This window comes from Sneathiella sp. (assembly GCF_029233945.1).
In the GTDB taxonomy this organism is placed as follows: Bacteria; Pseudomonadota; Alphaproteobacteria; order Sneathiellales; family Sneathiellaceae; genus Sneathiella.
Genome location: NZ_JARGOQ010000026.1, coordinates 14,930 through 40,093 on the forward strand (window position 1 = coordinate 14,930; position 25,164 = coordinate 40,093).

At 58.1% G+C, this 25,164-nt stretch carries 24 protein-coding genes; 11 read left to right on the forward strand and 13 right to left on the reverse strand.

Going from position 1 to position 25,164, the window contains the following annotated elements:
• From P1U71_RS10090 to hemA, 3 genes are all read left to right on the forward strand, one after another.
• Positions 1–699 (forward strand): cation diffusion facilitator family transporter (locus P1U71_RS10090; protein WP_301105472.1); only part of this gene is annotated, 699 nt, incomplete at its 5' end.
• Positions 700–779: 80 nt separating this feature from the next.
• Entirely contained in the window at positions 780–1,664 is an 885-nt protein-coding gene (locus tag P1U71_RS10095) for a universal stress protein (RefSeq protein ID WP_301105473.1), read from the forward strand.
• Between the two features lie 153 nt (positions 1,665–1,817).
• Positions 1,818–3,032, forward strand: a complete 1,215-nt coding sequence (hemA, locus tag P1U71_RS10100) for a 5-aminolevulinate synthase (protein WP_301105474.1) — start codon at positions 1,818–1,820, stop codon at positions 3,030–3,032.
• Here hemA and P1U71_RS10105 read toward each other — a convergent pair whose 3' ends face one another.
• The 4 genes from P1U71_RS10105 to P1U71_RS10120 all read right to left on the reverse strand — a co-directional run bounded on the left by P1U71_RS10105 (position 3,033) and on the right by P1U71_RS10120 (position 7,688).
• Positions 3,033–3,857: an NAD(P)-dependent oxidoreductase gene (locus tag P1U71_RS10105; RefSeq protein WP_301105475.1), complete on the reverse strand. Its 825-nt coding sequence runs from the start codon at positions 3,855–3,857 to the stop codon at positions 3,033–3,035.
• 35 nt (positions 3,858–3,892) lie between these two features.
• The gene (locus P1U71_RS10110) at positions 3,893–4,690 is read right to left on the reverse strand and encodes an enoyl-CoA hydratase (protein WP_301105476.1); all 798 of its coding nucleotides are present in this window, start codon (positions 4,688–4,690) and stop codon (positions 3,893–3,895) included.
• A 47-nt stretch (positions 4,691–4,737) separates the two neighbouring features.
• Positions 4,738–5,796 (reverse strand): MBL fold metallo-hydrolase, encoded by a 1,059-nt coding sequence (locus tag P1U71_RS10115; protein WP_301105477.1) that lies wholly within the window; start codon positions 5,794–5,796, stop codon positions 4,738–4,740.
• Positions 5,797–5,888: 92 nt separating this feature from the next.
• Positions 5,889–7,688: an acyl-CoA dehydrogenase gene (locus P1U71_RS10120; protein ID WP_301105478.1), complete on the reverse strand. Its 1,800-nt coding sequence runs from the start codon at positions 7,686–7,688 to the stop codon at positions 5,889–5,891.
• 153 nt (positions 7,689–7,841) lie between these two features.
• On the opposite strand from P1U71_RS10120, the gene P1U71_RS10125 reads away from it, so the two are divergent.
• A complete protein-coding gene (locus P1U71_RS10125; RefSeq protein WP_301105479.1) occupies positions 7,842–8,810 on the forward strand; it encodes an L-threonylcarbamoyladenylate synthase in 969 nt (322 codons plus the stop codon).
• Positions 8,807–10,210: an FAD-binding oxidoreductase gene (locus P1U71_RS10130; protein WP_301105480.1), complete on the forward strand. Its 1,404-nt coding sequence runs from the start codon at positions 8,807–8,809 to the stop codon at positions 10,208–10,210. Before P1U71_RS10125 ends, P1U71_RS10130 begins: the two co-directional genes overlap by 4 nt.
• Here P1U71_RS10130 and P1U71_RS10135 read toward each other — a convergent pair.
• From P1U71_RS10135 to P1U71_RS10155, 5 genes are all read right to left on the reverse strand, one after another.
• A complete protein-coding gene (locus P1U71_RS10135; RefSeq protein WP_301105481.1) occupies positions 10,202–12,463 on the reverse strand; it encodes an EAL domain-containing protein in 2,262 nt (753 codons plus the stop codon). The two genes, P1U71_RS10130 and P1U71_RS10135, sit on opposite strands and share 9 nt — an antisense overlap.
• A 204-nt stretch (positions 12,464–12,667) precedes the next feature.
• Positions 12,668–14,041 (reverse strand): TRAP transporter large permease, encoded by a 1,374-nt coding sequence (locus P1U71_RS10140; RefSeq protein ID WP_301105482.1) that lies wholly within the window; start codon positions 14,039–14,041, stop codon positions 12,668–12,670.
• A gap of 3 nt (positions 14,042–14,044) precedes the next feature.
• Entirely contained in the window at positions 14,045–14,725 is a 681-nt protein-coding gene (locus P1U71_RS10145) for a TRAP transporter small permease (RefSeq protein ID WP_301105483.1), read from the reverse strand.
• 73 nt (positions 14,726–14,798) lie between these two features.
• Complete coding sequence (locus tag P1U71_RS10150) at positions 14,799–15,788, reverse strand: TRAP transporter substrate-binding protein (RefSeq protein WP_367281167.1); 990 nt, start codon at positions 15,786–15,788, stop codon at positions 14,799–14,801.
• 192 nt (positions 15,789–15,980) lie between these two features.
• A complete protein-coding gene (locus P1U71_RS10155; protein WP_301105485.1) occupies positions 15,981–17,048 on the reverse strand; it encodes an FAD-dependent monooxygenase in 1,068 nt (355 codons plus the stop codon).
• 274 nt (positions 17,049–17,322) lie between these two features.
• Between P1U71_RS10155 and P1U71_RS10160 the strand changes: the two genes are divergently transcribed.
• The 4 genes from P1U71_RS10160 (at position 17,323) to P1U71_RS10175 (ending at position 20,944) form a co-directional block, all read left to right on the forward strand.
• Complete coding sequence (locus tag P1U71_RS10160; RefSeq protein WP_301105486.1) at positions 17,323–18,489, forward strand: acyl-CoA dehydrogenase family protein; 1,167 nt, start codon at positions 17,323–17,325, stop codon at positions 18,487–18,489.
• Positions 18,486–18,947, forward strand: a complete 462-nt coding sequence (locus tag P1U71_RS10165; RefSeq protein WP_301105487.1) for an SRPBCC family protein — start codon at positions 18,486–18,488, stop codon at positions 18,945–18,947. Before P1U71_RS10160 ends, P1U71_RS10165 begins: the two co-directional genes overlap by 4 nt.
• Positions 18,948–19,027: 80 nt before the next feature.
• On the forward strand, positions 19,028–20,329 hold the full coding sequence (gene chrA / locus P1U71_RS10170) for a chromate efflux transporter (RefSeq protein WP_301105488.1): 1,302 nt from the start codon (positions 19,028–19,030) through the stop codon (positions 20,327–20,329).
• Between the two features lie 18 nt (positions 20,330–20,347).
• Entirely contained in the window at positions 20,348–20,944 is a 597-nt protein-coding gene (locus P1U71_RS10175) for a LysE family transporter (protein WP_301105489.1), read from the forward strand.
• Here P1U71_RS10175 and P1U71_RS10180 read toward each other — a convergent pair.
• Positions 20,941–21,825, reverse strand: a complete 885-nt coding sequence (locus P1U71_RS10180) for an ABC transporter substrate-binding protein (protein WP_301105490.1) — start codon at positions 21,823–21,825, stop codon at positions 20,941–20,943. The genes P1U71_RS10175 and P1U71_RS10180 overlap by 4 nt on opposite strands.
• 51 nt (positions 21,826–21,876) lie before the next feature.
• Entirely contained in the window at positions 21,877–22,239 is a 363-nt protein-coding gene (locus tag P1U71_RS10185) for a helix-turn-helix domain-containing protein (protein WP_301105491.1), read from the reverse strand.
• A 128-nt stretch (positions 22,240–22,367) separates the two neighbouring features.
• On the opposite strand from P1U71_RS10185, the gene P1U71_RS10190 reads away from it, so the two are divergent.
• Together P1U71_RS10190 and P1U71_RS10195 are read left to right on the forward strand one after the other, a co-directional pair.
• Positions 22,368–22,955: a flavodoxin family protein gene (locus P1U71_RS10190; RefSeq protein ID WP_301105492.1), complete on the forward strand. Its 588-nt coding sequence runs from the start codon at positions 22,368–22,370 to the stop codon at positions 22,953–22,955.
• A gap of 129 nt (positions 22,956–23,084) precedes the next feature.
• Positions 23,085–23,813, forward strand: coding sequence for an NYN domain-containing protein (locus tag P1U71_RS10195; RefSeq protein ID WP_301105493.1), 729 nt, complete (start codon positions 23,085–23,087; stop codon positions 23,811–23,813).
• Positions 23,814–23,836: 23 nt separating this feature from the next.
• On the opposite strand, the gene P1U71_RS10200 is transcribed toward P1U71_RS10195, so the two are convergent.
• Complete coding sequence (locus P1U71_RS10200) at positions 23,837–24,685, reverse strand: DMT family transporter (protein ID WP_301105494.1); 849 nt, start codon at positions 24,683–24,685, stop codon at positions 23,837–23,839.
• Positions 24,686–24,719: 34 nt separating this feature from the next.
• Entirely contained in the window at positions 24,720–25,145 is a 426-nt protein-coding gene (locus P1U71_RS10205; protein WP_301105495.1) for a nuclear transport factor 2 family protein, read from the reverse strand.
• Positions 25,146–25,164 lie beyond the last annotated feature (19 nt).

Below are 25,164 nucleotides of genomic sequence, written 5' to 3' on the forward strand. Positions count from 1 at the left end.
GCCGACAGCGATCATCGCTTCGGCCATGGCAAAGCGGAGGCTCTGGCCGGGCTATTCCAGTCAGCAATCATTACAGGCTCGGCGGTTTTCCTGCTGTTTCAGGGCGGAGAGCGGTTGCTCAATCCGAAGCCGATCTCCTCCACGGATGTCGGCATTACCGTCATGATTATCTCCATCGCGCTGACCATCGGCCTTGTTCTTTATCAGCGCTATGTGATCAACAAGACCCGCTCCGTGGCGATTTCCGCCGATTCCCTGCATTATGCCGGTGATGTATTAATCAATGGCGCCGTGATCCTCGCGCTCATTCTCGACACCGTATTCCACTTGCGCTACGCCGACGGGCTGTTCGCCATCCTGATTGCGCTTATCCTGATCGTCAGTGCCTGGAAAATCATCCGCACGTCCTTCGCCGATCTCATGGATGAGGAACTTGGCGATGAGGAACGCGAGAATATCAAGGCCATCGTCCTGCAACAGCCGGGAGTGCTTGGCATTCATGATTTGCGGACACGCCGCTCCGGCCAGCAACTCTTTATGCAGATGCATCTTGATATCGATGGCGGCATCTCCTTGCGTGACGCCCATACCATCTCGGATGCGGTCGAGGCCCGCCTGATGGCGGAATATCCCGAAGCGGAAGCCATCATCCATCAGGACCCCCTCCATATCAACAACGACCGGGACGACGGGGACTAGCGCCGAAAACCTATAAAAGCCTTTAGGATTTAGGGTCTTAGTGTTACATTTACATGAAAACTCACAGGCTGAGGTATTCAATGCATTTTAAAAATATTCTTGTTCCCCTGTCCGGCGCGAATAACGACAGCGACGCGAAAGCGCTTGAGAGTGCCTTTAATCTCGCCATCCGCTTCGGCGCCCATGTCAATGCGCTGCATATCAAGATTGATCCGCGATCGGCGGCGGCTTTCGTTGGCGAGGGGATGACCTCGACCATGATCGAGAGCGTCATCGAAATGGCGGAAAAGGACGGGGAAGAGCGCCGCAAACGCGCGCGGGAGCTGTTCAAGGAGATTTCGGAACGCATGCAAATTCCGGAAATCCATGACATTGCCGACCGCCCGGCGGGCGAAGGTCCCTCCACCCGCTTTGTTGAAAAGCAGGGGAATAGCGAAGATACAATACATAGTTACGGGCGTTTGTTCGACCTGATTATTATCTGCAAGCAGGAAGGCGAGGAACAGATCAACAACTCCTTGCTGATTAATGCCGCGCTCCGCGAAACCGGTCGTCCGGTCCTGTTGCTGAACAAGGTGCTGCCCAAGGATGTCGGGCTGCGGGTTGCCTTCGCCTGGAACGGGTCGGTGGAATCGGCGCGCGCGCTCTCCTACTCCCTGCCGTTCCTGCAGACCGCTGAGAAAGTGATGCTGATCTCCGCTGTCGATGATCTGGATGAGGATATTCATCCGCTCGCCGTGCAACGCTATCTCACCATGTATGGGGTGCAGGCGGATCGCTGCGAGATTAGCGATTCAAATGGCAAGTCGACAGCCGAATCAATTCTGGCCGAGGCCGGTAAATGCAACGCGGACATACTGGTGATGGGCGCCTACACGCGAAGTCGTCTGCGCCGCCTGTTCTTTGGCGCGGTGACGGAAGAAGTGCTGAATAACTGCCCGATTCCGGTGTTTATGGCGCATTGAGGGCAGCGCCTGCCCCAGAACACGGAGAAAAAGCCGATCAAAAGCGCGCGATCAGCCTCGCGTTGCGACCTTTTGTCCCTTGTCACGGATCGGTCGGAAACGGTATTTAGGAATACATCGGTCGATGGACCAAACAAAGCTTAAGGGCGGACGATGGATTACGAGAGCATGTTCGAGCAGGCGATTGCCGCTCTGAAAGAGGAAAAGCGCTATCGCGTCTTCACCGAGCTTGGCCGTCATGCCGGTGATTTCCCCCGCGCAACCCGTTATCTCGACGACGGCGGAACGCAGGATATTACCATCTGGTGCTCCAACGACTATCTCGGCATGGGCCAGCATCCGGATGTGCTTGCCGCCATCAAGCAGGCAACGGACAAATACGGCGCCGGTGCCGGCGGCACCCGCAATATCTCCGGCAACACGCGGATGATCTGCGAGCTTGAGCGCGAGCTGGCCGATCTCCACCAGACGGAGGCGGCGCTCGTCTTCACCTCGGGCTTTGTGTCCAACGATGCGACCCTTTCCACCCTCGGCAAGCTGCTGCCCGGCTGCGTGATCCTCTCCGATGAGCTCAATCATGCCTCGATGATCGACGGCGTCCGCCATTCGGGCTGCGAGAAGCGGATTTTTCGCCATAACGATGTGCGCGATCTGGAAGACAAGCTGAAAACCATCGCGCCCGACCGGCCGAAGGTCATCGCCTTTGAATCGGTCTATTCCATGGATGGGGATATCTCGCCGATCAAGGAATTCTGCGATCTCGCCGATAAATACAACGCCATGACCTATCTTGATGAAGTGCATGCGGTCGGCCTTTATGGTCCGCGCGGCGGCGGCGTGGCGGAGCGTGAAGGGCTGATGCACCGCCTTGATATTATCGAGGGCACACTCGGGAAGGCGTTCGGCGTTGTCGGCGGCTTTATCACGGCAAAGCAAAGCATTGTCGATGCCATTCGCTCCTACGCGTCGGGCTTTATCTTCACGACAACCCTCTCCCCGGTGATGAGCGCGGGCGCCCTTGCCAGCGTGCGGCATCTGAAATCAAGCCAGGCCGAGCGCGAACGCCATCAGGAACGCGCCGCGACGCTGAAGCGACTGGTAACGAAGGCCGGGCTCCCGCTGCTCCCCTCGGTTACCCATATCGTGCCGCTGATGGTTTATGATGCGGAGCTCTGCAAGCAGGCGAGCGATATGCTGCTCGACGATTACGGCATCTATATCCAGCCGATCAATTATCCGACGGTGGCGCGCGGGCTGGAACGCCTGCGCATTACGCCGACGCCGTTCCATGACGATGCGATGATGGCCGAACTTGTCGGCGCGCTGAAAGATGTCTGGAACCGGCTGGAGCTGCGTCAAGCCGCCTGATCAGACGAAGAAGTCGGGAAGCAGGTCTTTCTCTTCCACCCCTTCGAAGCGGTATTGCGCAAAATCCGTAACCCCGGCGTCCTTCAATATCTCGTCATCGATGCAGAAATTCCCGGTGAAGTCCCGGGACGGCTTGGTCAGGATGATATGCGCCGCGTCGGACATGATCGTATCTTTCCGGCATTTGGTCCGCACTTCGGGGCCGCCGATCAAATCCATCGCCGATGTCGCGACTGCCGTCCTCGGCCAGAGCGCATTAAACGCTATCCCGGCTTTTTTGAATTCTTCCGCCATGCCCAGCACACAGAGACTCATGCCGTATTTCGCCATGCTGTAGGCGACATGGGGCGCAAACCAGTGCGCCTCGAAATTAAGCGGTGGGGAGAGGTTGAGAACATGCGGGTTCTCGGCCTTTTTAAGATAGGGGATAGCCTTCTGCGAGCAAAGGAACGTCCCGCGAATATTGATCTGATGCATCAGATCATAGCGCTTCATCGGGGTTTCGAGCGTGCCGGTGAGGCTGATGGCGGAGGCGTTATTGACGAGAATATCAATCCCGCCGAACGTATCCGCCGCCTGCTTCATCGCCGCCTCGACAATGTCCTCCTCCCGCACATCGACAACGAGGGGGAGCGCCTTGCCGCCCGCCTCCTCGATTTCCTCGGCGGCGGTGTAGATCGTGCCTTTCAGCTTGGCATGCGGTTCGGCGGTTTTGGCGGCGATGACGACATTTGCCCCATCGGCGGCGGCGCGCTTGCCGATGGCAAGACCGATGCCCCGACTCGCGCCCGTGATAAAGAGTGTCTTTCCCTTCAGATCCGCCATAACCGTCTCCCTGTTCTTCTCAGAACCGGCGCCCGTCAGTTACCTTTATAGTCAGGCTTCCGCTTCTCCTTGAAGGCTGTCACGCCCTCGACCCAGTCATTACTGGACGCGCAGAAGGCGAAGCCTTGCGCTTCCAAGGATAACTGCTCTTCCAGACTATTCCCGAGCGAGGCATTAAGCAACTGCTTCGTCCGGCCGAGGGCCACCGTCGGGCCATTCGCGAGACGCTTGGCAAGCTTTGCCGTTTCCGCCCCCAACTCATCGGTCGGGACCACATAGTTGATCAGGCCGAGGTCTTTCGCTTCCGCTGCCTTGATCCGGTCCCCGAGCATGGCAATTTCCATCGCTTTCTTAAGCCCGACGATCCGGGGGAGCATATAGCTGCCGGAGCCGTCCGGCGTTGTGCCAATCCCGATATAAGCGAGCGTGACAAAGGCATCCTCCGAGGCGATCACCATATCGCAGGCCATCATCAGCGACAGGCCAAACCCGGCGGCACCGCCGCGCACGCTGGCGATGATCGGCTTCGGCATCCGCATCATCGTGAAAATGGTCGGATGCAATGTGTGGATGCGCTTTTCGAAGGTTTTACGGCGTTCGTCCGGGCTCAGCTTCACAAATTCATTGAAGGATTTTACATCGCCGCCCGCCTGGAAATGCTCCCCTTCGCCGCGCAGGACAATGCAGCGAACGCTGTCATCATTTTCCATATCGACAAAGGCGTCATACAGGGCGGCGCGCATCTCCAGCGAGAGAGCGTTGCGTGCCTCCGGCCGGTTCAGGGTAATTGTCGCAATGCCGTCTTTCTTTTCGACTAAAAGATCTTTCGTCATCTCTTTGTTTCCTTTTTGTTTTTGTTATTCTCTTGAGTGTTTATCAATCAGGCGACCGCCTTGCGTGCGGCTCCGCTTTTCTGAAACCGCCAGATTCCATCGCTTCCACTGACCCGCTCCAGCTGGCCTTCGCCGACGAGGTAGTGGCAATGCGCCAGCCCTTCGGCAATACCGAGACCTTTGTCTTTTTCATCAAGTTCCCGATCAAACAGCACCGGCAGTAGATCCATCGCCGATTGCGGCGTATCGCACACGCTTAATAACCGGTTAAGTCGATCTTCATGGTGTGTTTGATAAAAATCCAACTGGTTATGAAGGCCATAGAAAACATCGTTATGCGCGGGCAGGACGAAAGTATCGTCAGGTAATTTCTTATATGTTTCAATAGAATCAATAAATTTCTTCAACGGATTAGCGAACGGTTCAGCCGGGTACACCCCGATATGCGGCGTAATGCGCGGCAACACCTGATCACCCGAGATCAATATCCCGTCCGCCTTCGAATAGAGGCAGGCATGCTCTGGAGAATGGCCCTCACCGACAATCACCCGCCAGTCGCGCTTGCCGATGGTGAGGATATCGCCATCGGCGATGCGGTTGAAACCCATAGGCACCTGCGACATGGCCCGCCGGAAATTATTGAAGCCGCGATCGCGAACCTGCGCCAGCATCGCCTCGCTGAAGCCAACAGAGCGATAGAAGTCCACGACATAGTCCGGCGTTTCCTTCTGCGCCTCCAGATAGAGCATACGGCCGAAAGTCCATTCACCGAACGTCATGGTCAACGGAATTTTCCATTTATAGGTAACCCAGCCCGCCTGCCCCATATGATCGGGGTGAAAATGGGTGCAGAGCATCCGGGTGATCGGCTTGCCCTTCAGGTATTTCGCATAAATGCTCCGCCAGAGATCGCGGATTTCGCCGGTATTAAGGCCCGAATCCACCATCGTCCAGCCGTCGTCATCCTCGATCAGATAGAGGTTGATATAGTCAAGGCCGGGGATCGGGATGGGCATCCGTACCCAGAGAATCCCGTCGCTCACTTCCAGCACCTCGCCATCTCCGGGGCGGGTATCGAAGGGATAGGTTATTTCATTATAGGTCATGCGGTACTCGTCCTAATGGCGGCTGGGCAGGGCGCCCGCCGCTCTTGTTATTCTATTTACCGTTTACGTTAACGTCAAATCTGCCCGGCCAATCAGGCGGAGAGCAGCTCCTCGTCAATCGCAAACAATGTCTCCGGTCCCTCTGTCACCGGACCGAGCAGTGCCGTCGCGGTGGGCAGAATCTGGCCCATGAAGAAGCGGGCCGTGATGACCTTCGCCTGCAGGAATTCCGTATCCGACGCCCCCTCACCCAGCATCGTCCGCGCCTTTAACGCCGACCGACCGAGAAGATGCGCGCCCACTGTCGTCGCAAACATACGAAGATAGGGCGTGGCGCCGGCAGGCGCGGCATGCGGATCATTCGGGGCATTGCTATAGAGCCAGTCGGTCGCGTCCTTCAAGGCCGACACCGCGAGATTGAGCTGCAATGACATCGCCGTCATCTCATCCCCCGCCTCGGCAAGCGCCTTAACCGTCTCCTGCATATCGGCGAATATCTGTTTCACCGGCTCCCCGCCCTGCAGGCCGAGCTTGCGGCCTACGAGATCGAGCGCCTGAATACCGTTGGTGCCCTCGTAAATGGGGAGGATGCGGGCGTCGCGGTAATATTGGCCGACGCCGGTTTCCTCGATAAAGCCCATGCCGCCATGCACCTGCACCGCGATGGACGCCATCTCGACGCCAAGGTCCGTGCACCAGCCTTTTGAGAGCGGAGTCAAGAGCTCCGCCATGCCCATGGCCTTGGTCCGTGTCTCTTCGTCGACGCCGTGATGTGCGACGTCCAGGCAAGCGCCATTCAGATAGATGAGGCAACGCATCGCCTCGATATTCGCGCGCATGGTCATCAGCATCCGGCGCACATCTGCATGGTGGATAATTGGCGTCATTTCGCCCTTCGGCATGCCGGGAGCCTGCCCCTGCTTGCGATCTCGCGCATATTCGACGGCCTGCTGAAAGGCCCGCTCTGCCACCGCAAGTCCCTGTACCCCGACATTGAGGCGGGCACTGTTCATCATGGTGAACATGCAGGCCATACCCTTGTTCTCCGCGCCGAGGAGATACCCGACGCAGTCGCCATTGTCCCCATAGGACATGACAGCCGTCGGGCTGGCATGGATGCCAATCTTCTCTTCCAGAGAGACGCATTTAAGGTCGTTCCGTTTCCCCAGGCTGCCATCGTCATTAACGAGGTATTTCGGCACGATAAAGAGCGAAATGCCGCGCGTTCCGGCAGGTGCGCCCGGCGTCCGGGCCAGCACGAGATGGATGATATTCTCGCTCATCTCGTGATCGCCATAGGTGATGAAGATTTTCTGCCCCGAGATGCGCCAAGTTCCATCGTCCGCCGGTTCTGCCTTGGAACGGAGCGCGCCAACATCCGATCCCGCCTGGCTCTCGGTCAGGTTCATGGTCGCGGCCCATTCCCCGCTCACCAGTTTCTTGAGGTATTTCTCCTGCTGTTCCTCAGTGCCATGGGCGATGATGCTCTCAATCGCGCCTTGCGTCAGGAGCGGACAGAGCGAAAAACCGAGGTTGGCCGCGTTCCACATTTCCACCGTCGCCAGGGCCACCGCACTCGGCAGGCCGCCGCCGTCATATTTCTCCGGCGCGGAAATCCCGTTCCAGCCCCCCTCGACGAACCCGGCATAGGCCTCATTCCATCCATCGGGCGTCGTGACCACACCGTCCTTCACATGCGAGCCCTGCAAATCGCCCGGCTTGTTCAGCGGCGAGAGGACATTGCCCGCGAATTTCCCGGCCTCTTCCAGAACCGCATCCACAACATCCGGCTCCGCATGTTCAAACCCCTCCAGTTTCGAAAGAGCCGCCAGATCGGCGATATTATCCAGAACAAAGCGCATATCTTTTATGGGGGCGCTATATTCAGCCATGGAGATACCTCTTATATAATGGTTATTCTTAGCTTTAGGATGTTATGACATATCCCGCGATGAGAAAAAAGACTTTCGCGCGAACGAATGCCTATCGACGGGAAAGGGCAATCGGGTAAACTCCCGCCAGCTATCAGCGGAATATGATGGATTATGAGAATTTTTAAAACGGACAATACCGGATTGACGGAGGCGGCGGAAGAAATCCGCGCCGGACGCCTTGTCGCCTTCGCGACGGAGACGGTCTATGGCCTCGGCGCGGATGCAACGAATGATCATGCCGTCGCCTCGATCTATGAGGCGAAGGGCCGGCCGAGTTTTAATCCGCTGATCGTCCATGTGCCGAGTCTTGCGAAAGCGCGCGACTATGTCACCTTTAACGAAACGGCGGAAAGGCTCGCGGCGACTTTCTGGCCGGGCGCCCTCACCCTCGTTCTGCCGCGAGTGAAAGACTGCCCCGTTTCCCGTCTTGCCAGCGCCGGGCTGGAGACGCTGGCCATCCGGGTGCCGGGACATAAACTCGCGCTTGAGTTCCTGAAAAGTTGCGACCGCCCCCTCGCCGCGCCAAGCGCCAACCCCTCGGGCGGGATCAGCCCGACCAAGGCGCAGCATGTCATTGACGGGCTGGACGGAAAGATCGCCGGGGTGGTTGATGGCGGCCCCTGCCCCGTCGGCGTGGAAAGCACGGTGGTGGGGTTTTCTGATGAGGGTGAGCCGGTCCTTCTCCGGCCGGGCGGCATTACGCAGGAAGCGCTGGAGGCCTCAGTCGGCCCGCTCCTCTCCCATGACGCGGACGGGACAACGCCAAGCCCGGGGATGCTGCTCAGCCATTATGCGCCCGACGCGGCGGTACGGCTGAACGCGACAACGAAGGAACCCGGCGAAGCCTATCTCGCCTTCGGGCGCGCGTATGACGCCATCGCCGATGTGAATTTGAGTATTAACGGCGACCTGACCGAGGCGACGGCGCTGCTCTTCTCGGCGCTGCATTTCCTCGACGAGATGAAGTTTAAACGGATCGCCGTCGGACCGATCCCGGAGGTGGGCCTCGGCGTTGCCATCAATGATCGCCTCCGCCGCGCGGCGGCGCCTAGACACGAAAAGGAAACGGTGGGCACATGACCTTAATCGAAAATATGAAAGCCATCGTCGGCGACACGCATGTCATCACCGAGGAAGCCGATATGCAGGGCTTCGTCGTCGAGTGGCGCGACAAGTTCGTCGGCCGTGCCCGCGCCGTCGTGCAACCAAAAACGACCGAGGAAGTCGCCGCCATCGTCAAGCTCTGCGCGGAGACGAAAACGCCCCTCGTCCCGCAGGCCGGGAACACCAGCCTCGTCGGCGGCTCCGTCCCCTTCACGAGCGGGGAAGAGATTATCCTCTCCGTCGCGCGAATGAACAACGTGCGGGAGATTGACCGGCTGAACGGCACGCTCACCATTGATGCGGGCTGCATCCTCGCCAATCTGCAGGAAGTCGCGGAAGACAACGGCTTTATCTTTCCGCTTCGGATCGGATCGGAAGGAAGCTGCCAGATCGGCGGTAATATCTCCACCAATGCCGGCGGCGTGCAGGTCCTGCATTACGGCAATACGCGGGAGCAAGTGCTGGGCCTTGAGGTCGTACTCCCCGACGGGCAGATATGGGATGGGCTGACGGGCCTGCGGAAAGACAACACCGGCTATGATATCAAACAGCTTTTTATCGGCGCGGAAGGCACCCTCGGCATCGTGACCGGCGCGGTGGTGAAGATGTACCCGAAACCGAAATATCAGCAGGTGGCGCTGGCCGCTGTGCCCTCCGTCGAGGCCGCAATCGAGTTCCTGAGCCTCGCCCGCGCCATGAGCGGCGATCAGGTAACGGCGATCGAGCTGATCTCGCGCTATTGCGTGGATATGGTGATGCGGCATGTGCCGGATTTCACCGACCCGATGCCCGCGCGCTATGACTGGCATATTCTGGTCGAGCTGTCGTCAAGCGCGACACCGGAGCTTAAAGAGCTGATGGAGAGCATTCTGGAGGCGGCCTTCGAGAAAGAGATCGTGCTCGACGCGGTGGTCCCTGCGAGTGAGGCGCAGCAGCAGCATCTCTGGCGCCTGCGTGAGGAAATCTCCGCCGCGCAAAAACCCGAGGGCGGCAGCATCAAGCATGATATCTCCGTCCCCGTCTCGCGCTTCGCCGATTTCATCCGCGAGGCCGATATCGCGGTTGGCAAGATCATTCCGACCTTCCGATCCGTCGTCTTCGGGCATATCGGCGATGGCAATGTGCATTATAACCCGATGCAGCCCAAGGATATGGAACGGGAGGAATATCTCTCCCATTGGGAGGAAGTGAGCCGCGCCGTTCATGATATTGCGGTGAAAATGCGCGGTTCCATCAGTGCCGAGCATGGTATCGGGCGGTTAAAGGCGGATGACCTCGTGCATTACAAACCGGCCATCGAGATTGACCTGATGCGGCGGATCAAGAAGGCGTTCGACCCCGACGGGATCATGAACCCGGGCAAGCTGTTAAAATAGGCTGTGCTGCCGGAAGCCCGGACGACTGGGATCGCGAATAAAGGGCATGACATCCGCCGCCGCAATCGGGCGTGAGAACAGGAACCCTTGCGCCTGATGACATTGGGCGGACCAGAGGAATTCCACCTGCTCCATGGTTTCAACCCCTTCGGCGAGCACTTTCATGCCGAGGCTGCGCCCGAGCGAGATGACCGTCTGTGCAATCGCCGCATCATCGTCATTCTCGGTCAGGCCATCGATAAAGGCCTTGTCGATCTTGAGCGCGGAGACCGGCAATTGCCGGAGATACGCGAGCGAGGAATAGCCAGTGCCGAAATCATCAATCGCAAAGCTGACGCCAAGATCGCGCAACACGCGGAAATTCTCCAATGTCTGCTTCGGGTTCTCCATGATCACGCTTTCGGTGACTTCCAGTTCCAGCAAGGATGGCGGACAACCTGTTTCCTCAAGGGTCTGGCGGATCAATGCGACGAAATCGTCATTCTGGAAGATGGAGAGCGAGAGATTAACCGCAACGCGAAACTCATCCTCCCCCTCATCAAGCCATTCTTTCCGCTGACGGCAGGCCTCGCTCAAGACCCATTCGCTGATCGGCGCGATCAGGCCAGAGCTTTCCGCGACCGGAATAAAATCATTGGGGGCAACAAATAGCCCGCCCTCCCTCTGCCAGCGGATCAGCGCCTCAATCCCGATCATCGCGCCGCTTTCCAGATCGATTTGCGGCTGGTAGGAAAGCGACAGATCCTTTCGCATGATGCCGGTGCGAAGCGCGTTGTTCATCTCGACGCGGGCGTTGATATCATTGGCGATGGCGCTGTTGTAAAAACAGAAATAGGAGCCGTTCCTGACCTTTAAATTGGAGAGCGCGATGTTGGTGTTCCGCCAGAGCGCCGTCGCGTTATCCGCGTCATCAGGATAGATGGCGAGGCCAATCCGGGGGCTGATATGCGGGATATTCTCCCGCGAGGACGGTCCATGCTCGAACAGGCTGTGGATGGTTTTCGGGATCTGCTTGAGCTCCCGCGTGCTCTTGTAGGGCAGGCACAGCCCGAACCCGTTACCCGATGTTCGCGCGAGTGAGATCGCCCCCGGGAACAGGCTGGTCAACTGCTCGGAGACAAACTGGATCAGCTCGTCCCCCGCATCATGACCAAGCGCGATATTCAATTCGGGCAGATGCTCCAACGTGAACTGCACCACGGCGAGGCGGCGCTTCTCCGGCTTTGCCACCCTCTCGATATGGGCCTGCACATCGGTGCGGAATTTCGCCCGGCTGTCGAGGCCCGTCAGGCTGTCATTAAAGGCAAGGCGCTTGATCTCTTCAAACATATCGGCATTTTCAAGGCCGAGCGTAATATTGGCGCAGATGAGTTCCATCTGCCGCGTCTCCAGGAAGGTCAGCGGCGCCCGGTTTTCCAGCACCACCACGCCCTTCAGCTTTTCGTCCTGTGAAATACAGAGAATATTGACGGTCTCCGCAAAGACATTCTCCCGACTGACCGACGCGGAGAGGATCATCTCATACAGTTCCGTCCCGACAACCTCGGACACGCGCTGCTTTTTTGCTGTGATATAGCGGCCCTTGCCTGCCGTTACGGCAAGCTCTCCGGAATGCTCGTTCGGAATGGCGAAGAAACAATCTTCCAGATCCTTGCAGATGACCTGCAGCTGCGTGAGGATGGTGAGGCAAAAATCCTCGACCGAGCGGGCGCCGTAAAGCTCCTTGGTAATATCGAGGATCGTCTGCAAGGATTGCTTGCTGTCCTCCTCCGATATCAGCCGCTCGTAAGATTGCAGCGCGATGGTCAGGCTGGTGAAAAGCTTGGGCAGGTTAATCGCAGCGGCATCGCGATAGTCGCTGACGTCATAGTCAAGGAAGTGGTTCTGCGCGCCGCCCTGCTCCGCCGCCTCGCCGAGCAGGACGATGCGAATAATCTTGTTGCCAAGCTCACCCCGAAGTTTATGAACCAGATCAAGGCCGCTCTCGCCTTTCTCTCCCGAGACATCGATGATCAGAACGGCGATATCCGGGTTTTCCTCCAGCATCTTCGTTGCCGTCGTCGTACTCTCCGCGATCATGAAAACGATCGGCAGATGCCCGAACACAAAGGTATCGAGCGAGCCGTATGGATCATCATTCTTTGGAATATTAATAGAAACAAGCAACACTTTCCGGGCAATTGCCTGGCTTAGCTGGTACGTATTTCTTACCGCCGAAACTGTCGGCATATGGCCGTCAACAAATGGTGCCATTTTACAAACGCTTACACATACTGTTCCCTGTATTAACCATAGTGAGTCAAACTGGAAAAATTCGCAAACAGTTTCGATGAATTTGGTAAAAAAAAGCCGTAACCCCCCTATATATTGCGTGTTTTAGAGTTATCCACACAATATCGAATCGCCCGGAGACAGGAAACGGCGACGCGACGCATATAAAAATGCGCCGCGATTTGCCTATTTAATGACCAGTTCCGGACCCATGAAGGTCGTCGGCAACCATGTCGAAAGCGTCGGGATATAGGTCACCAGGATCAGGAACAAAAACAGGATGCCAAGCCAGGGCAACGCCGCCTTGACGACGCGCATAATCGGCATCCCCGCGATCCCCGAGGTGACAAAGAGATTAAGCCCCACCGGGGGCGTTATCATCCCGATCTCCATATTCACCACCATGATGATACCAAGATGGATGGGATCGATCCCAAGCTCGATGGCGATAGGAAAGACCAACGGTGCAACAATCACGATCAGGCCGGAGGGTTCCATGAACTGCCCGCCGATCAGCAGGATGATATTCACGATGATCAGGAAGACCCACCAGTTAAAGCCTGCATCCAGCATTGCCCCGGCAATCTGCTGCGGGATTTGTTCGTCCGTCAGCACATGTTTCAGGATCAGCGCGTTGGCGATGATAAACATCAGGGTGACGGTGAGCTTGCCCGCCTCGAACAGGGTATCGCGGGTGTCCTTGTGGAAAAACACGGTAATCAGCGCCTGCGGCTTCCGCCAGAGGGGAATGGACTCCTGCCCCTCCCGATGCAGCGGGCCCATGTCGCAATAAATGAAATTGGCGATCAGGAAGGCATAGACCGACGCCACCGCCGCCGCCTCTGTCGGAGTGAAGACACCGCCATAGATGCCACCCAGGATAATCACGATCAGGAACAGGCCCCAGCCCGCATCCCGCGCAGCCGAGAGCACCTCTCCCCAGCCCTGCCAGTCGCCTTTAGGAAGTCCCTTCCATTTCGCGGCGATATAGATGCCGACCATCAGCATCAGCCCCGCGAGCAAACCCGGGATCACGCCCGCGAGGAACATGCGCCCGACCGAGACATCCGTCGCCGCCGCATAGACCACCATGACGATGGAGGGCGGGATCAGGATACCGAGCGTGCCCGCATTACAGATAATCCCGGCAGCAAAATCCTTGCTATAGCCGACCTGGGTCATCCCGGCGATGACGATGGAACCGATGGCGACCACTGTCGCGGGGCTGGAGCCGGAAAGCGCGGCAAACATCATGCAGGCGAACACCCCGGCAATGGCGAGGCCGCCGCTGAAATGCCCGACAACGGCGATCGAGAAGCGAATGATGCGCTTCGCCACCCCGCCCGTCGACATAAAGCTGGAGGCGAGGATAAAGAACGGGATCGCCAGCAGGGTGTAATGCCCGGCCATCGCCTCATAGAGAGTCTGGGCGACGGAGGCGAGCGAACTGTCAGACAGGGCAAGCAAAAAGACGATGGAACTCAGGCCCAGCGCTATCGCAATCGGCACGCCCAGCAACAGAAGCGTAATAATGATCGCAAACAGGAGAACAACTTCCATCGCCTATCCCTCCCGCTCGATTTTGGCGGCGGCTTCCTCGACCGCTTCCTCCGCTTCATGGCTGACAATCAGCAGGCCCTGCTTGCCTGTATAGACAGCCCAGCCCGCCTGCAGGAAGCGAAACAGCAACAAGGCCATGCCAACGGGCAGCATGACGTAAGGAATAAGGCGGGGAATTTTCTCATATCGCTCCCCATCATTGAACCAGTCGGCCAAGAACTGAAACATCTCCGGCATGAAGACATCGTTGGTTTCATACCAGCCCTTGGCGAGAAATTTTTCCTGAAACCCGGTCGGGAACCAGCGCCCGGTCGTCGCCGGAAGATTGGCGAAATGCGACCAGAAATCCCACCCCCCCTTCAACAGCAGGAAAGCATACACGAGACAGAACGCCACCGCGATCAGGGTACAGATTTTCCGCACCGGTTTTGAGAGGAGATTGACAACCGCATCGACGCCAAGATGCGCCGTTTTCTTGACGCAATAGCTCACGCCCAGCAGAACAAGCCAGGCAAAGAGGATCGACGTAACCTCAAGACCCCAGAGAATATTGGAGTTAAAGACATAGCGGGCGACCACATTGGCAAAGGTGACCAGGGTCATCAACCCCAGAATAATGGCGATCAGCGTCTCTTCCAGGCTGTCGACAAATGTGCGCCTGCGGTGCGGCGTGTGTTCCGACATGGCCTCCCCCCTTGTCAGCTACGCAAAAAATCGGCTGGCGCGACTTTTGATCGCCGCGCCAGCATGTACCAGTCTAGTTGGTCATATTGAACTTCTGTGCCTCGGCAATATTGTCGGCGCCGACATCGGCTTCGAACTGTGCCCAGACAGGCTTCATCGCATCGACCCATTCCTGCCGCTGTTCCGGCGTCAGGGTGCGGACAACGCCGCCAGCGGTAATAATTGCCTGCTTGGCTTCCTCATTCACCTTGGTGGATTCCGCGTTCCGGGTTTCCGTCACTTCCTTGATGATCGTATCAAGCTGCGTGCGAATATCATCGGGAAGGCCTTCCCAGAATTCGGTTGAAGTCACAAGAAGATAGTCGATCACGCCGTGGTTGGTTTCGGTCGTGCCGTCCTGAACCTCAAAGAACTTCTGGCCATAGATGTTCGACCAGGTGTTTTCCTGTCCGTTCACGGTACCCTGCTGAAGCGCGCCATAGACTTCAGAGAAGGCCATCTTCTGGGGGTTCGCGCCGAGGGCATCCATCTGGGCGACCAGCACATCGGAGGACTGCACCCGGAACTTCAGGTCCTTCGCATCCATCGGCGAGACCAGCGGCTTGTTGGCCGAGAACTGCTTCATGCCGTTATGCCAGAAGGCAAGGCCCAAAAGACCGCGTTTTGTCATGCTTTCCTTCATCGCCTGACCGGTATCGGAGTTCTGGAAGGCATCAACCGCGTTGATATCCTTGAACATGAACGGCAGGTCGAAGATGCGGAACTGCTTGGTGAACTGCTCAAACTTGGAGAGCGATGGCGCGGCAAGCTGGACATCGCCGTTCAGCAATGCTTCGAGCACCTTGTCGTCATTATAGAGGGTGGAGTTTGGATAAACTTCCATGCAGACCTTGCCCTGCATCTCGTCATTTACCCGTTGTTGCAGAAGGCTGGCAGCAATCCCCTTGGGATGCTTGTCCGTGTTCGTCACATGGGCAAATTTAATGACAATCTCGTCCGCATCACATGCCGCATAGGCGGCGGAACCGGATGCCATCAACATAGCCGTCGCAGCCGCGACCATTAATGCTTTACGCATATCTTATAATCCTCCCGGATATTTAAATGTCAAAATTGTTATTGCGCTTTAACAGCGTCTTGTTGGCTAATATAGTCCTTGGGAAACATTTTCCATGTATTTTTATTCTTTGCAACAGAAACTTAGCAGCGTTAATTCACATTGCAGTGCAGCATTATCCAGACTCTTCTGCCGCTGTCATCCATAAAGCATGATCGCCGCGATCCGCCGCTGCAGCGGCGGCGCGATGGAAACGATACCCAGCGCCCAGCGGAACAGCCGCCGCATCACCGGACTTCTTGATGTCACGATCTTGCGCACCCGCTCGCTTCCCCTGATCACTTTTGCGCCTTCCGCATGACGCGCGGCGCTGTATCCCGCCAGGTCATCCTCCGCCAGACGCCGGGCAAATTCCGCCGCATCCGCGATGCCGAGGTTCATGCCCCGCCCACCAACCGGGGAATGGCAATGGGCAGCATCACCGGCAAGGAACACCCGCCCCTTGCGGTATTCCGGTACCTGACGGATGGAAATGGTGAAGGTTCCCTCCCGGTTGATTTTTGTTACCTCCATCTCGATGGGAAGATTATGCAGGGCATCCCGCCGGTTGGAAATAACCCGGTAGCGGTCCGTCGCCAGCGGCGCGACGACGACAACCCCGCCGCGCGCGAACTGGCATATGGTAAAGGATCTGGGGGTCGGCCAGTTTTGTGCGTTCACATCGGCAATCGACCAGGTTTCCGGCAGGTCATAGCCCAAATACTCAAGGCCCATCACCTCCCGACAGCGGCTGTGGATCCCATCGGCCCCGAGGATATAGTCGACGCGTTCCTCCGCCCCGTCCGCCATCACCGCGATCACACCGTCACCGTCCTCGCGGAGGTCTTTCAGCTCTGTCGCATAGCGGACCTTTACGCCATCAGATTCCAGCGTCTCGCGCAGAATCGTCTCTGTGCGGTCCTGCGGCAGGCCGAGAATAAATTCATGGCTATATTTCGCCTTTGAAACCTTGAAGGGGAGCTTCAACAGGAGCGTGGCGCGGCGGTGAATGCGCGCCTCCTGAAAGTGGATCCCCTCGGCCAGTAGTTTCTCCGTCACTCCCGATGCGGTCAGCCGCGAGAGGCTCTCCGGCGTAATCCCGACGGCGCGCGAAAGACCTGAGCCTTCCTCGCGTTTATCGATCACCTCAACCTCAATGCCACGGCGTTTGACTTCCACCGCCGCCGTCAGCCCTGTCGGGCCTGCACCCACGATCAGCACCCGCATTCTATTCCTCCCTGTTGGAATTCCCTGGCGCCTGCTATGATCCTGTTTTACCACATCCTGTTCTTTTAAAGGACCGTCTTCTTTCAAATGAACCGACAAAAAATCAACATCCGCGATTTTACGGCAGATGATCTGGCGGCAACGGCGGCGCGCTCACCAATTTCCGAATGGAGAAAAAACTCATAGAATAATACCGTTGCCGTAAAACGCGCTTTTCGGGTTATCATTGCTTCGCTATAGTCTTGAAAATTAAGAATAAGAATCGGAAGTTATCATGGAATTACCCCTCACCCGGCCCGAAGAGGACATGCTCACCCGCGCGGTTGAGTTTGCCCGGAACGAGGTTGCACCCAGGGCACAAGGCTGGGAGGATGAGCGCCGCCAACCGATCAAGGCTTTGCGGGCCGCGTCCCTCGCCGGTTTTGCCGGGCTTGAGGTACCGGAAAGCCTTGGCGGGTTCGGCGGGCGGTTCCGCCTGAAGGCGCGCATCGCCGAGGAAATCGCGCGCGACTGCTTCGCCTTTTCCTTCTCCCTGATCAATCATATGGGCCTCGCCGGGAAAATCGCCCGCGACGCGCCCGCAGAAATCGCCCGGAAATACCTGCCCGAGATGCTCGCCGGCGAGGCCATCGGCTGCACCGCCCTGACCGAACCCGACGCCGGCAGCGATTTCGCGGCGATTGCAACTCTGGCAAAAAAGGTCGATGGCGGCTGGGTCATCAATGGCGAAAAAGCCTGGATCACCAATGCGGCGAATGCGAACCTGATGTTCCTCTATGCGCAGACGGACCCGGCGGCGGGCTGGCGCGGGGTGGCGGGCTTCCTCATCGATGCGCGGGAAGACGGGGTGAGCCGCGTGCCACCGTTTGAAATTATGGGCGGCCATGCCATTGGCGTTGGCGGATTTAAGCTTGAGGATCATTTTGTGCCCGATATCCGCATGATGAGTGCGCCGGGCGATGGTTTCAAGGCCGCGATGGCCGGGGTCAACGCGGCGCGGACTTATGTTGCCACCATGTGCTGCGGCATGACCGAGGCGGCGGTCGATCTGGCGGTCAAATATGCGAGCGAACGCGCGGCCTTCGGTGGTCATATCGCCGATTTTCAGGGGCTGCGCTGGCGTCTTGCCGATGCCCAGACGGAGGTGGAGGCCGCGCGCCTTCTCGCCTACCGCGCAACCCTGGCTGTGGAGGAGGGCGCAAATGCCGAGCTGCCCGCCGCGCACGCCAAGAAATACGCCGCCCGGATGGCCGATGAGCAGCTTTCCCGATGTATGCAGGTGATGGGCGCGGCGGGCTTGCGCCGGGAATACCCTCTCGGCCGCCAGATCGCCTGTGCCCGCATCGCCAACTATGTCGACGGCACCACCGAAATCCAGAATGAACGCATCGCTCGCGCGCTTTTCAAGAAAGAGAACAGTACAAAAGGAAATCCCCAATGACCGAGACTTACTCCTTCAAACGCAGCCACAACATATTGATCAGCGCTCCGGCGGAGGACGTTCTTGATTATGTCTGCAACCCCAACAGCTGGCCCGAATGGCTCGCGGCCTCGCACCAGATCGACAGCCCTGACCGTCCCTTGCGCAAGGGCGACACCTTCGTTGAGGAATGGCACACCCGGAGCGGTCCGGCGCGGCTCGAATGGGTCGTGGCGGAATGCGAACCGCCCCATCTCTGGATCGGCCAGACCTACGCCGACTTTATCGGCACGATCATTGTCCGCTATGACGTCAAGGAGGAAGAGGAGGGCCAGGTTCTCTTCACCCGTACCATGATCAACCCGGCCCGGCTAAAACCACCGACCGAGGACCAGATCAACCGGATGAATGAGGAAGCCGATATCGCGCTCGCCAATATCAAGCGCAATGTCGAGGCGCGCGTCGGTAAAGCTTCATAACTTTCCAGTTGACAGATTAACCCGGCTGTTGCGTCTATCATTTCGGTGAAGCAGGCGATAAAACAACCGGGTTTTCTATTATGGACACCGACTCCGCGAAACGCGAAACGACCGTCCCGGCACCGGACAGCGGGGAGGTTTTCATCGCCTTCGGCCGGATCGGGCTGCTCTCCTTCGGCGGGCCAGCGGCGCAGATTGCGCTGATGCATCGGGTGCTGGTTGAGGAAAAGGCCTGGCTTACCGAAAAGCAGTTTCTTAATGCCCTGAGCTTTTGCATGCTGCTCCCCGGGCCCGAGGCAATGCAACTCGCCACCTATGCGGGCTGGCGGCTGAGCGGAATCAATGGCGGGCTGATGGCAGGATTGTTGTTTGTCCTGCCGGGCGCGGTGGTTATTCTCGCCCTTGGCAGCACCTATGCCTATTTCGGCGCAGTTCCCCTGGTCAGCAGCCTGTTCCTCGGGATCAAGGCGGCCGTTGTTATCATCGTGATCGAGGCATTGCTCAAGGTCGCGAAACGGGCACTCAAAGGCGTAACGCCCTGGATCATTGCGGCCCTCGCCTTTATCGGCATTTTCTTTTTGGAACTGCCCTTCCCGCTGATTGTCCTGCTTGCGGCGCTCTACGGGTTTTTCCGGGGCGGGAACCGCCAGAGCGAGGAGGCGATGCCCCTGCCCGCCGGACGCTCCCTCCCGAAAACGCTATTCTGGATCGCCTTCTGGCTGATTATCTGGTGGGCGCCGGTGCTGTTGATCGCCGCATTTTCAGATATGCCGATCCTGACCGAGATCGCGCTGTTCTTCTCCAAGCTGGCGGTGGTGACCTTTGGCGGGGCCTATGCGGTGCTCGCCTATATGGCGCAGGATGTGGTCAACCAGTTCGGCTGGCTAAGCGCGGGCGAAATGATGGACGGGCTTGGCCTTGCGGAGACAACGCCCGGCCCGCTCATTCTGGTGACGGAGTTTGTCGGCTTTCTCGCCGCCTTTTATGAGGGCGGCTTCCTCCTCGGCCTTGCCGGGGCGGCGCTGACCCTCTGGGTGACCTTCGTGCCCTGCTTCCTCTGGATTTTTACCGGCGCGCCCTATATCGACTGGATTTCCCATCAGCCAAGGCTGGAACGCGCGCTCAACGGCATCACGGCGGCGGTGGTCGGTGTGATCCTCAATCTTTCCATCTGGTTCGCACTGCATGTCTTCTTTACGGAGGTAACGAAGCAGGAACTCGGCCCGATCACCCTCTGGCAGCCGACCTTCGCCTCCTTCGACGGGAAGGTACTGATCCTTACCGCCGTTGCAGCCGGGTTACTACTCTATCGCAAATGGTCGATCACACCCGTCCTGCTAGTTTGTGCAGGCGGCGGGCTGGTGCTAAGCTACCTATTCTAGAGCAGCGCTGGAGGCTGAATGGCAGGGGATTTGATTTTGCTGGTGCTGGCGGCGCTACCGCTGATGGGGAGCCCGGGTCCGGCGACGTTAAGCCTCGCGGCGATTGGCGCGGCCTTTGGCGCGCGGGTCTCAATTAACTATTTTCTCGGTATCACTCTCGGGACGATCGGCGTGCTTTTGCTTATTGCCGTTGGGATTACCGGATTAATCCTCGCTGAGCCAGCGCTCACCATCGTGATCAGCTTGCTCGCCGCGGCCTATATCCTCTATCTTGCCTACCGGATCGCCACTGCGCCGGTGATCGGCAGCGGGCTTACGGCCAGCAAGCCGCCGTCTTTCATGGGCGGATTTCTACTCGCCATCGCCAACCCAAAGGCCTATGTCGCCATCAGCGCGGTTTATTCCGGCAACATTCTGCTGCCGGATAACCTGCTGCTGGATACAGTGTTCAAAATCGCGACCCTGACGATGGTGATTATCGTCGTCAATACCCTCTGGCTGATATTCGGCTCCCTCCTCGCGACCCGGCTGCAAAACCCGAGGGTCAGCCGCACCGTCAATATCCTCTTCGCTGTGATGCTGGTCGCCTCGGTTGTGCTTAGCTTGCTGCTCTAGGCGGGCGGCAGGCTGCAGATCCGGCCGTAGGGATAGCGCTCCTCCAGCAGACCATTGTAGGCGAAGATATCCATCGTCGCCTCATAGGCGCTTTCGGTGATTTCCACATGCGGGGTCCAGCAACCAAGCTTCTGATAGGTGGCGATGCAGTTCGCAAGCGCGGCCTCGTCAATATCCGGAAAGTAGCTTTTCTCCGCTTTCGCGATTTCTGCGGCGGGTGCCTCATTCATATAGGCGCGCGTTTTGCGATAGGCCCGCGTAAAGGCCCGCGCCATGTCACTTTCGAGCCAGTCTTTCGTTGCCGCGAGGCTGGAAAAGCCGCAAGGGCCAATCTGTTTTCCGACCTGCGCCACGATATGGCCGATACCGTCGGATTCTAACTGCTGCGGGAACGGGCCCTGTTGCTGCACATACTGGCCCTGCCCGTCACGATAGGCCTTGTCCATCGCCGCCGCGCCGCCGACATTGATGGCCTTGATTTTCTCGAAATCGATGCCCGCCCGATGGCAGGCATATTTAAACATGACGAGCGGCTGGCCCCCACCGAAGAGAACAACCTCCGCCCCTTCCAGCTTTTTCCAGGTGAAATCCGGGTCCGGCTCCCGCGCGGTCAGGAAGAAGCCGTCCATCTCGTTGATCTGCGCGAAATGGCTGACGGTCATTGTCTCCCCCCGGGCGAGCGCGCCGAAACCCTGGCTCAAAGCCGATTGCACCACATGGGCGCTGCCGTCCTTCAGCGCATCGATGGCACTTTTCCCGGGCGGCGAGACGGACCAGTCCGGCTCAAGCCCCTCCTCCTTCAGGAAGCCCCCGGACATCACCGAGATAAGCGGCGAGTAAAAGGCGGAAAACAGGGTGAACTGGATATTGATTTTTTCCATGGCGCGGGCCTCCCTTATTATTGTTTTACGGCCCGCAGGCTATCACGGCCCTTATTCGGCGGCAATTTCCGCGTTGCCCTTATCCGACTTATCTTCCTCGTCCCAGCGCAGCGCCACTTTATTCAGCCCCTGCAGAACACAATGAATCTCCGCGCCGCGCGCCGTCAGGGAATAATAGACCGTCGGCGGCACCGTCGGATGATAATCGCGATGGACGAGGCCGGAGCCTTCCAGCTTGCGCAGGCGGTCGGTCAGTACCTTGGCCGAGATATCAGGGATGAGTGCCGCAATCTGGCCGAAGCGCAAACTTTCCTCATTAGAGAGAAGCCACAGGATATAGGGCGTCCAGGGGCCCATGATCTGGCCGAGGATGCTCTCCATCGGGCATTGGTTGGGGTTGTGTTTTGGGGACATCGAAACATTCTCCGATTTTTCTCAATACTTACCATAAGGTAACTACTTGCAAAAAGAAAGTAAAGGCTTTACGTGGCAATCAGCGCAGAAAACTTATCCGCTTATCAAATGCCACAGGAGTTCAAAAAATGACTAAAATCGCCATCATCTATTTCAGCGGCTACGGCCACACCGCCAAGCAGGCCGAGGCCGTGAAGGAAGGTGCGTCCAGCGTCAACAGCGCCACGGTCACCGACATCCAGATCCCCGAAAGTGGCGAGATCGCCGCAGACGTTTGGGACACCCTCGCCGAGGCGGACGCGATCATCTATGGCAGCCCGACCTATATGGGCGGACCGGCCTGGCAGTTCAAGAAATTCGCCGATGAAAGCTCGAAAGTCTGGCTTGCAAGAACCTGGAAGGACAAGATTGCCGGCGGCTTCACCAACTCGGCGTCCGTCAATGGCGATAAATTCCTGACAATCAATTATTTCTTCACCCTGTCGCAGCAGCATGGCCAGGTCTGGATCGGCATCGGTCAGCCTTCCGCCAACACGAAGGCGCATGGCCCTGAGCATGCGAACTGGACAGGGGGTGCGGCAGGCGCACTTGCAATCTCCCCCTCCGACGCCTCCCCGGAAGAAGCGCCGCGGGCTGGCGATCTTGAAACCGCCCGGCTCTATGGTGAACGTATCGCGCAGTATGCGGTTAAGACAAGACAGGCCGTCGCAGCCTGATTACTCACTCCTGGGAAGCGGTCGCCGGCTCACGCTGGCGGCTGCTTTTTAGGTGAAAGCAGTTGTATCTTCGCGGCACATGCGACATTGTCTGATTGAATGCACTCGCCCCCATGAAAAGGCCTGACAATGTCCGAACCCCGCTCCCCCCGCCTCGCCGTCCTCATCGATGCCGATAACGCCTCGGCCCGGATCGCCGACGGCCTGTTCGAGGAAATCGCCAAGATCGGGGAGGCCAGCGTGCGGCGGATTTATGGGGATTTTTCCCACGCGCGCTCGAAAAGCTGGGCGGATGTCCTGCAGAAGCACGCCATCATGCCACACCAGCAATTCGCCTATACATCGGGCAAGAACGCGTCCGACATCGCGCTGGTGATCGACGCCATGGACTTGCTGCACAGCGGGCGCTTTGACGGTTTCTGCCTCGTCTCTTCCGACAGCGATTTCACGACGCTGGCCGCCCGTATCCGCGAACAGGGGATCGATGTCTACGGCTTCGGCGAGCGTAAAACGCCGGAGAGTTTCCGTCAGGCCTGCCGCCGCTTTATCTATACGGAGAATTTGCGCGCCGTATCAGAGGGAAGCCCGCAAGCCCCCGAGACTACCAAGAAACCGCTGGAGCCGCTCAACAAGGCAACGCAGCAGGTCAAGAAGGCCATTGCCGAACTTGACAGCGATGACGGATGGGTCACGCTCAGTGGCGTCGGCAAGCAGCTCAGCAACCTTAATTCGGACTTTGATTCACGGAACTACGGCATCGCCAAACTCAGCGATCTCGTTCGCAAGACCGGCGCCTTCGATATCGAGCAACCAAAAGGCAGTTCCATGCGCATCCGCCTGAAAACGACGGGAAAATAATCCGTCCGGCATTTTCATGCGCGTCAACTGCGGTTCATTTTGAGCAGCACGACGCCGAACAGGGTCATGAAGGTGGAGGCGAGTTTCATCAGGCTCAATTTCTCTTTCAGGAAAAACACCCCGAAGAGCAGCGCGAAAATGATGCTCGTCTCGCGTACCGCCGCGACGAGCGCGATCGGCGCGACCGTCATCGCCCAGATCACCGACCAATAGGCGACAAGGCTCATCAGCCCCATCAGCACGGCCACTTTCCAGACGCGGGCAATCTGCGGCAAAGCCCGCGCCCTTCGCGTTATCAGGATATAGACGATAAAGGGGATCCCCTCCAGCCCCATCATCCAGGCGGTATAGCTATGGGCACTGCCCGCAAGGCGCGCGCCGATGCCGTCGGTCAGGGTATAGGCGGCAATGAAAAGCCCGGTGCCAAGCGCAAAGAAGACGGCCTTCGGATTCCAGAGATCCTGCGCGCCGCGCGTGAGCGACAGGCTCATGATCCCGAAGGCCATGATCATCACCGCAACCATCGCCTGTGAACTTAAGACATCCCCGATATAGAGGACCGAGACCAGCGCAACGATCAGCGGGGCAGAGCCGCGCGCAAGCGGATAGACATGGCTCAAATCGCCGAACTTGTAGGCCATCAGGAGAAAGAGCGGATAGCCGATATGCAGCGCGACGGAGGTGGCAATATAAGGCCAGCTTTCGACCGTCGGCAGCGGCAGGAAGGTCGTCGCGATAAAGGCGGCGAGACCGCTCCCCGCCATCATCACCGCCATGAACAGCACCCGGTCGTCGTTCATCTTCACGAAAGCATTCCATGACGCATGAAGCAACGCCGCCATCAGGACAATCAGAAAAACCGGTAACTCCATTTCACTCGTTCCTGCGCTCACTCTTGCGGATTTATTATCCTGCCTCTACCACGGCAAGCCGGTCCAGCGCCATGGCAAAGGCCGCGCTATCGGGAAAAACCTGATAGCCGGTGACGCGACCATCTTTGATGGTGAAGATATTGCTGACCACCGCCTCAACCCGGCGGCCCGTCGCCTTCGCCAGCCATTTCCCGCGCAGCACGACAATCACCGTATCGTCAACGACGAGTTTCTGAAGCGGTTCAACCTCTTCAATGACGAGATGCTCCGCCACATGGGAGAGGAATGTCCGGAAGGCATCAAACCCCCGCCAGCTGCCGCCCCAAGGCAGCACACCCGCCGTATCGTGATACTGCACATGGATATCCGGCGACACAATATCGCGGAGTTGGCTTTCATCGCCCGATTGCAACGCCTTGTAATAGGCGTCAAGCGTTGCCTCGATTGTTGTCTCTGTCATCTGCTCACCCAATATTCAC

Coding starts and splice junctions, on each gene's coding strand:
- P1U71_RS10095 (WP_301105473.1), top strand. CDS start 780: ATGCATTTTAAAAATATTCTTGTTCCCCTGTCCGGCGCGAATAACGAC.
- hemA (WP_301105474.1), top strand. CDS start 1,818: ATGGATTACGAGAGCATGTTCGAGCAGGCGATTGCCGCTCTGAAAGAG.
- P1U71_RS10105 (WP_301105475.1), bottom strand. CDS start 3,857: ATGGCGGATCTGAAGGGAAAGACACTCTTTATCACGGGCGCGAGTCGG.
- P1U71_RS10110 (WP_301105476.1), bottom strand. CDS start 4,690: ATGACGAAAGATCTTTTAGTCGAAAAGAAAGACGGCATTGCGACAATT.
- P1U71_RS10115 (WP_301105477.1), bottom strand. CDS start 5,796: ATGACCTATAATGAAATAACCTATCCCTTCGATACCCGCCCCGGAGAT.
- P1U71_RS10120 (WP_301105478.1), bottom strand. CDS start 7,688: ATGGCTGAATATAGCGCCCCCATAAAAGATATGCGCTTTGTTCTGGAT.
- P1U71_RS10125 (WP_301105479.1), top strand. CDS start 7,842: ATGAGAATTTTTAAAACGGACAATACCGGATTGACGGAGGCGGCGGAA.
- P1U71_RS10130 (WP_301105480.1), top strand. CDS start 8,807: ATGACCTTAATCGAAAATATGAAAGCCATCGTCGGCGACACGCATGTC.
- P1U71_RS10135 (WP_301105481.1), bottom strand. CDS start 12,463: ATGGCACCATTTGTTGACGGCCATATGCCGACAGTTTCGGCGGTAAGA.
- P1U71_RS10140 (WP_301105482.1), bottom strand. CDS start 14,041: ATGGAAGTTGTTCTCCTGTTTGCGATCATTATTACGCTTCTGTTGCTG.
- P1U71_RS10145 (WP_301105483.1), bottom strand. CDS start 14,725: ATGTCGGAACACACGCCGCACCGCAGGCGCACATTTGTCGACAGCCTG.
- P1U71_RS10150 (WP_367281167.1), bottom strand. CDS start 15,788: ATGGTCGCGGCTGCGACGGCTATGTTGATGGCATCCGGTTCCGCCGCC.
- P1U71_RS10155 (WP_301105485.1), bottom strand. CDS start 17,048: ATGCGGGTGCTGATCGTGGGTGCAGGCCCGACAGGGCTGACGGCGGCG.
- P1U71_RS10160 (WP_301105486.1), top strand. CDS start 17,323: ATGGAATTACCCCTCACCCGGCCCGAAGAGGACATGCTCACCCGCGCG.
- P1U71_RS10165 (WP_301105487.1), top strand. CDS start 18,486: ATGACCGAGACTTACTCCTTCAAACGCAGCCACAACATATTGATCAGC.
- chrA (WP_301105488.1), top strand. CDS start 19,028: ATGGACACCGACTCCGCGAAACGCGAAACGACCGTCCCGGCACCGGAC.
- P1U71_RS10175 (WP_301105489.1), top strand. CDS start 20,348: ATGGCAGGGGATTTGATTTTGCTGGTGCTGGCGGCGCTACCGCTGATG.
- P1U71_RS10180 (WP_301105490.1), bottom strand. CDS start 21,825: ATGGAAAAAATCAATATCCAGTTCACCCTGTTTTCCGCCTTTTACTCG.
- P1U71_RS10185 (WP_301105491.1), bottom strand. CDS start 22,239: ATGTCCCCAAAACACAACCCCAACCAATGCCCGATGGAGAGCATCCTC.
- P1U71_RS10190 (WP_301105492.1), top strand. CDS start 22,368: ATGACTAAAATCGCCATCATCTATTTCAGCGGCTACGGCCACACCGCC.
- P1U71_RS10195 (WP_301105493.1), top strand. CDS start 23,085: ATGTCCGAACCCCGCTCCCCCCGCCTCGCCGTCCTCATCGATGCCGAT.
- P1U71_RS10200 (WP_301105494.1), bottom strand. CDS start 24,685: ATGGAGTTACCGGTTTTTCTGATTGTCCTGATGGCGGCGTTGCTTCAT.
- P1U71_RS10205 (WP_301105495.1), bottom strand. CDS start 25,145: ATGACAGAGACAACAATCGAGGCAACGCTTGACGCCTATTACAAGGCG.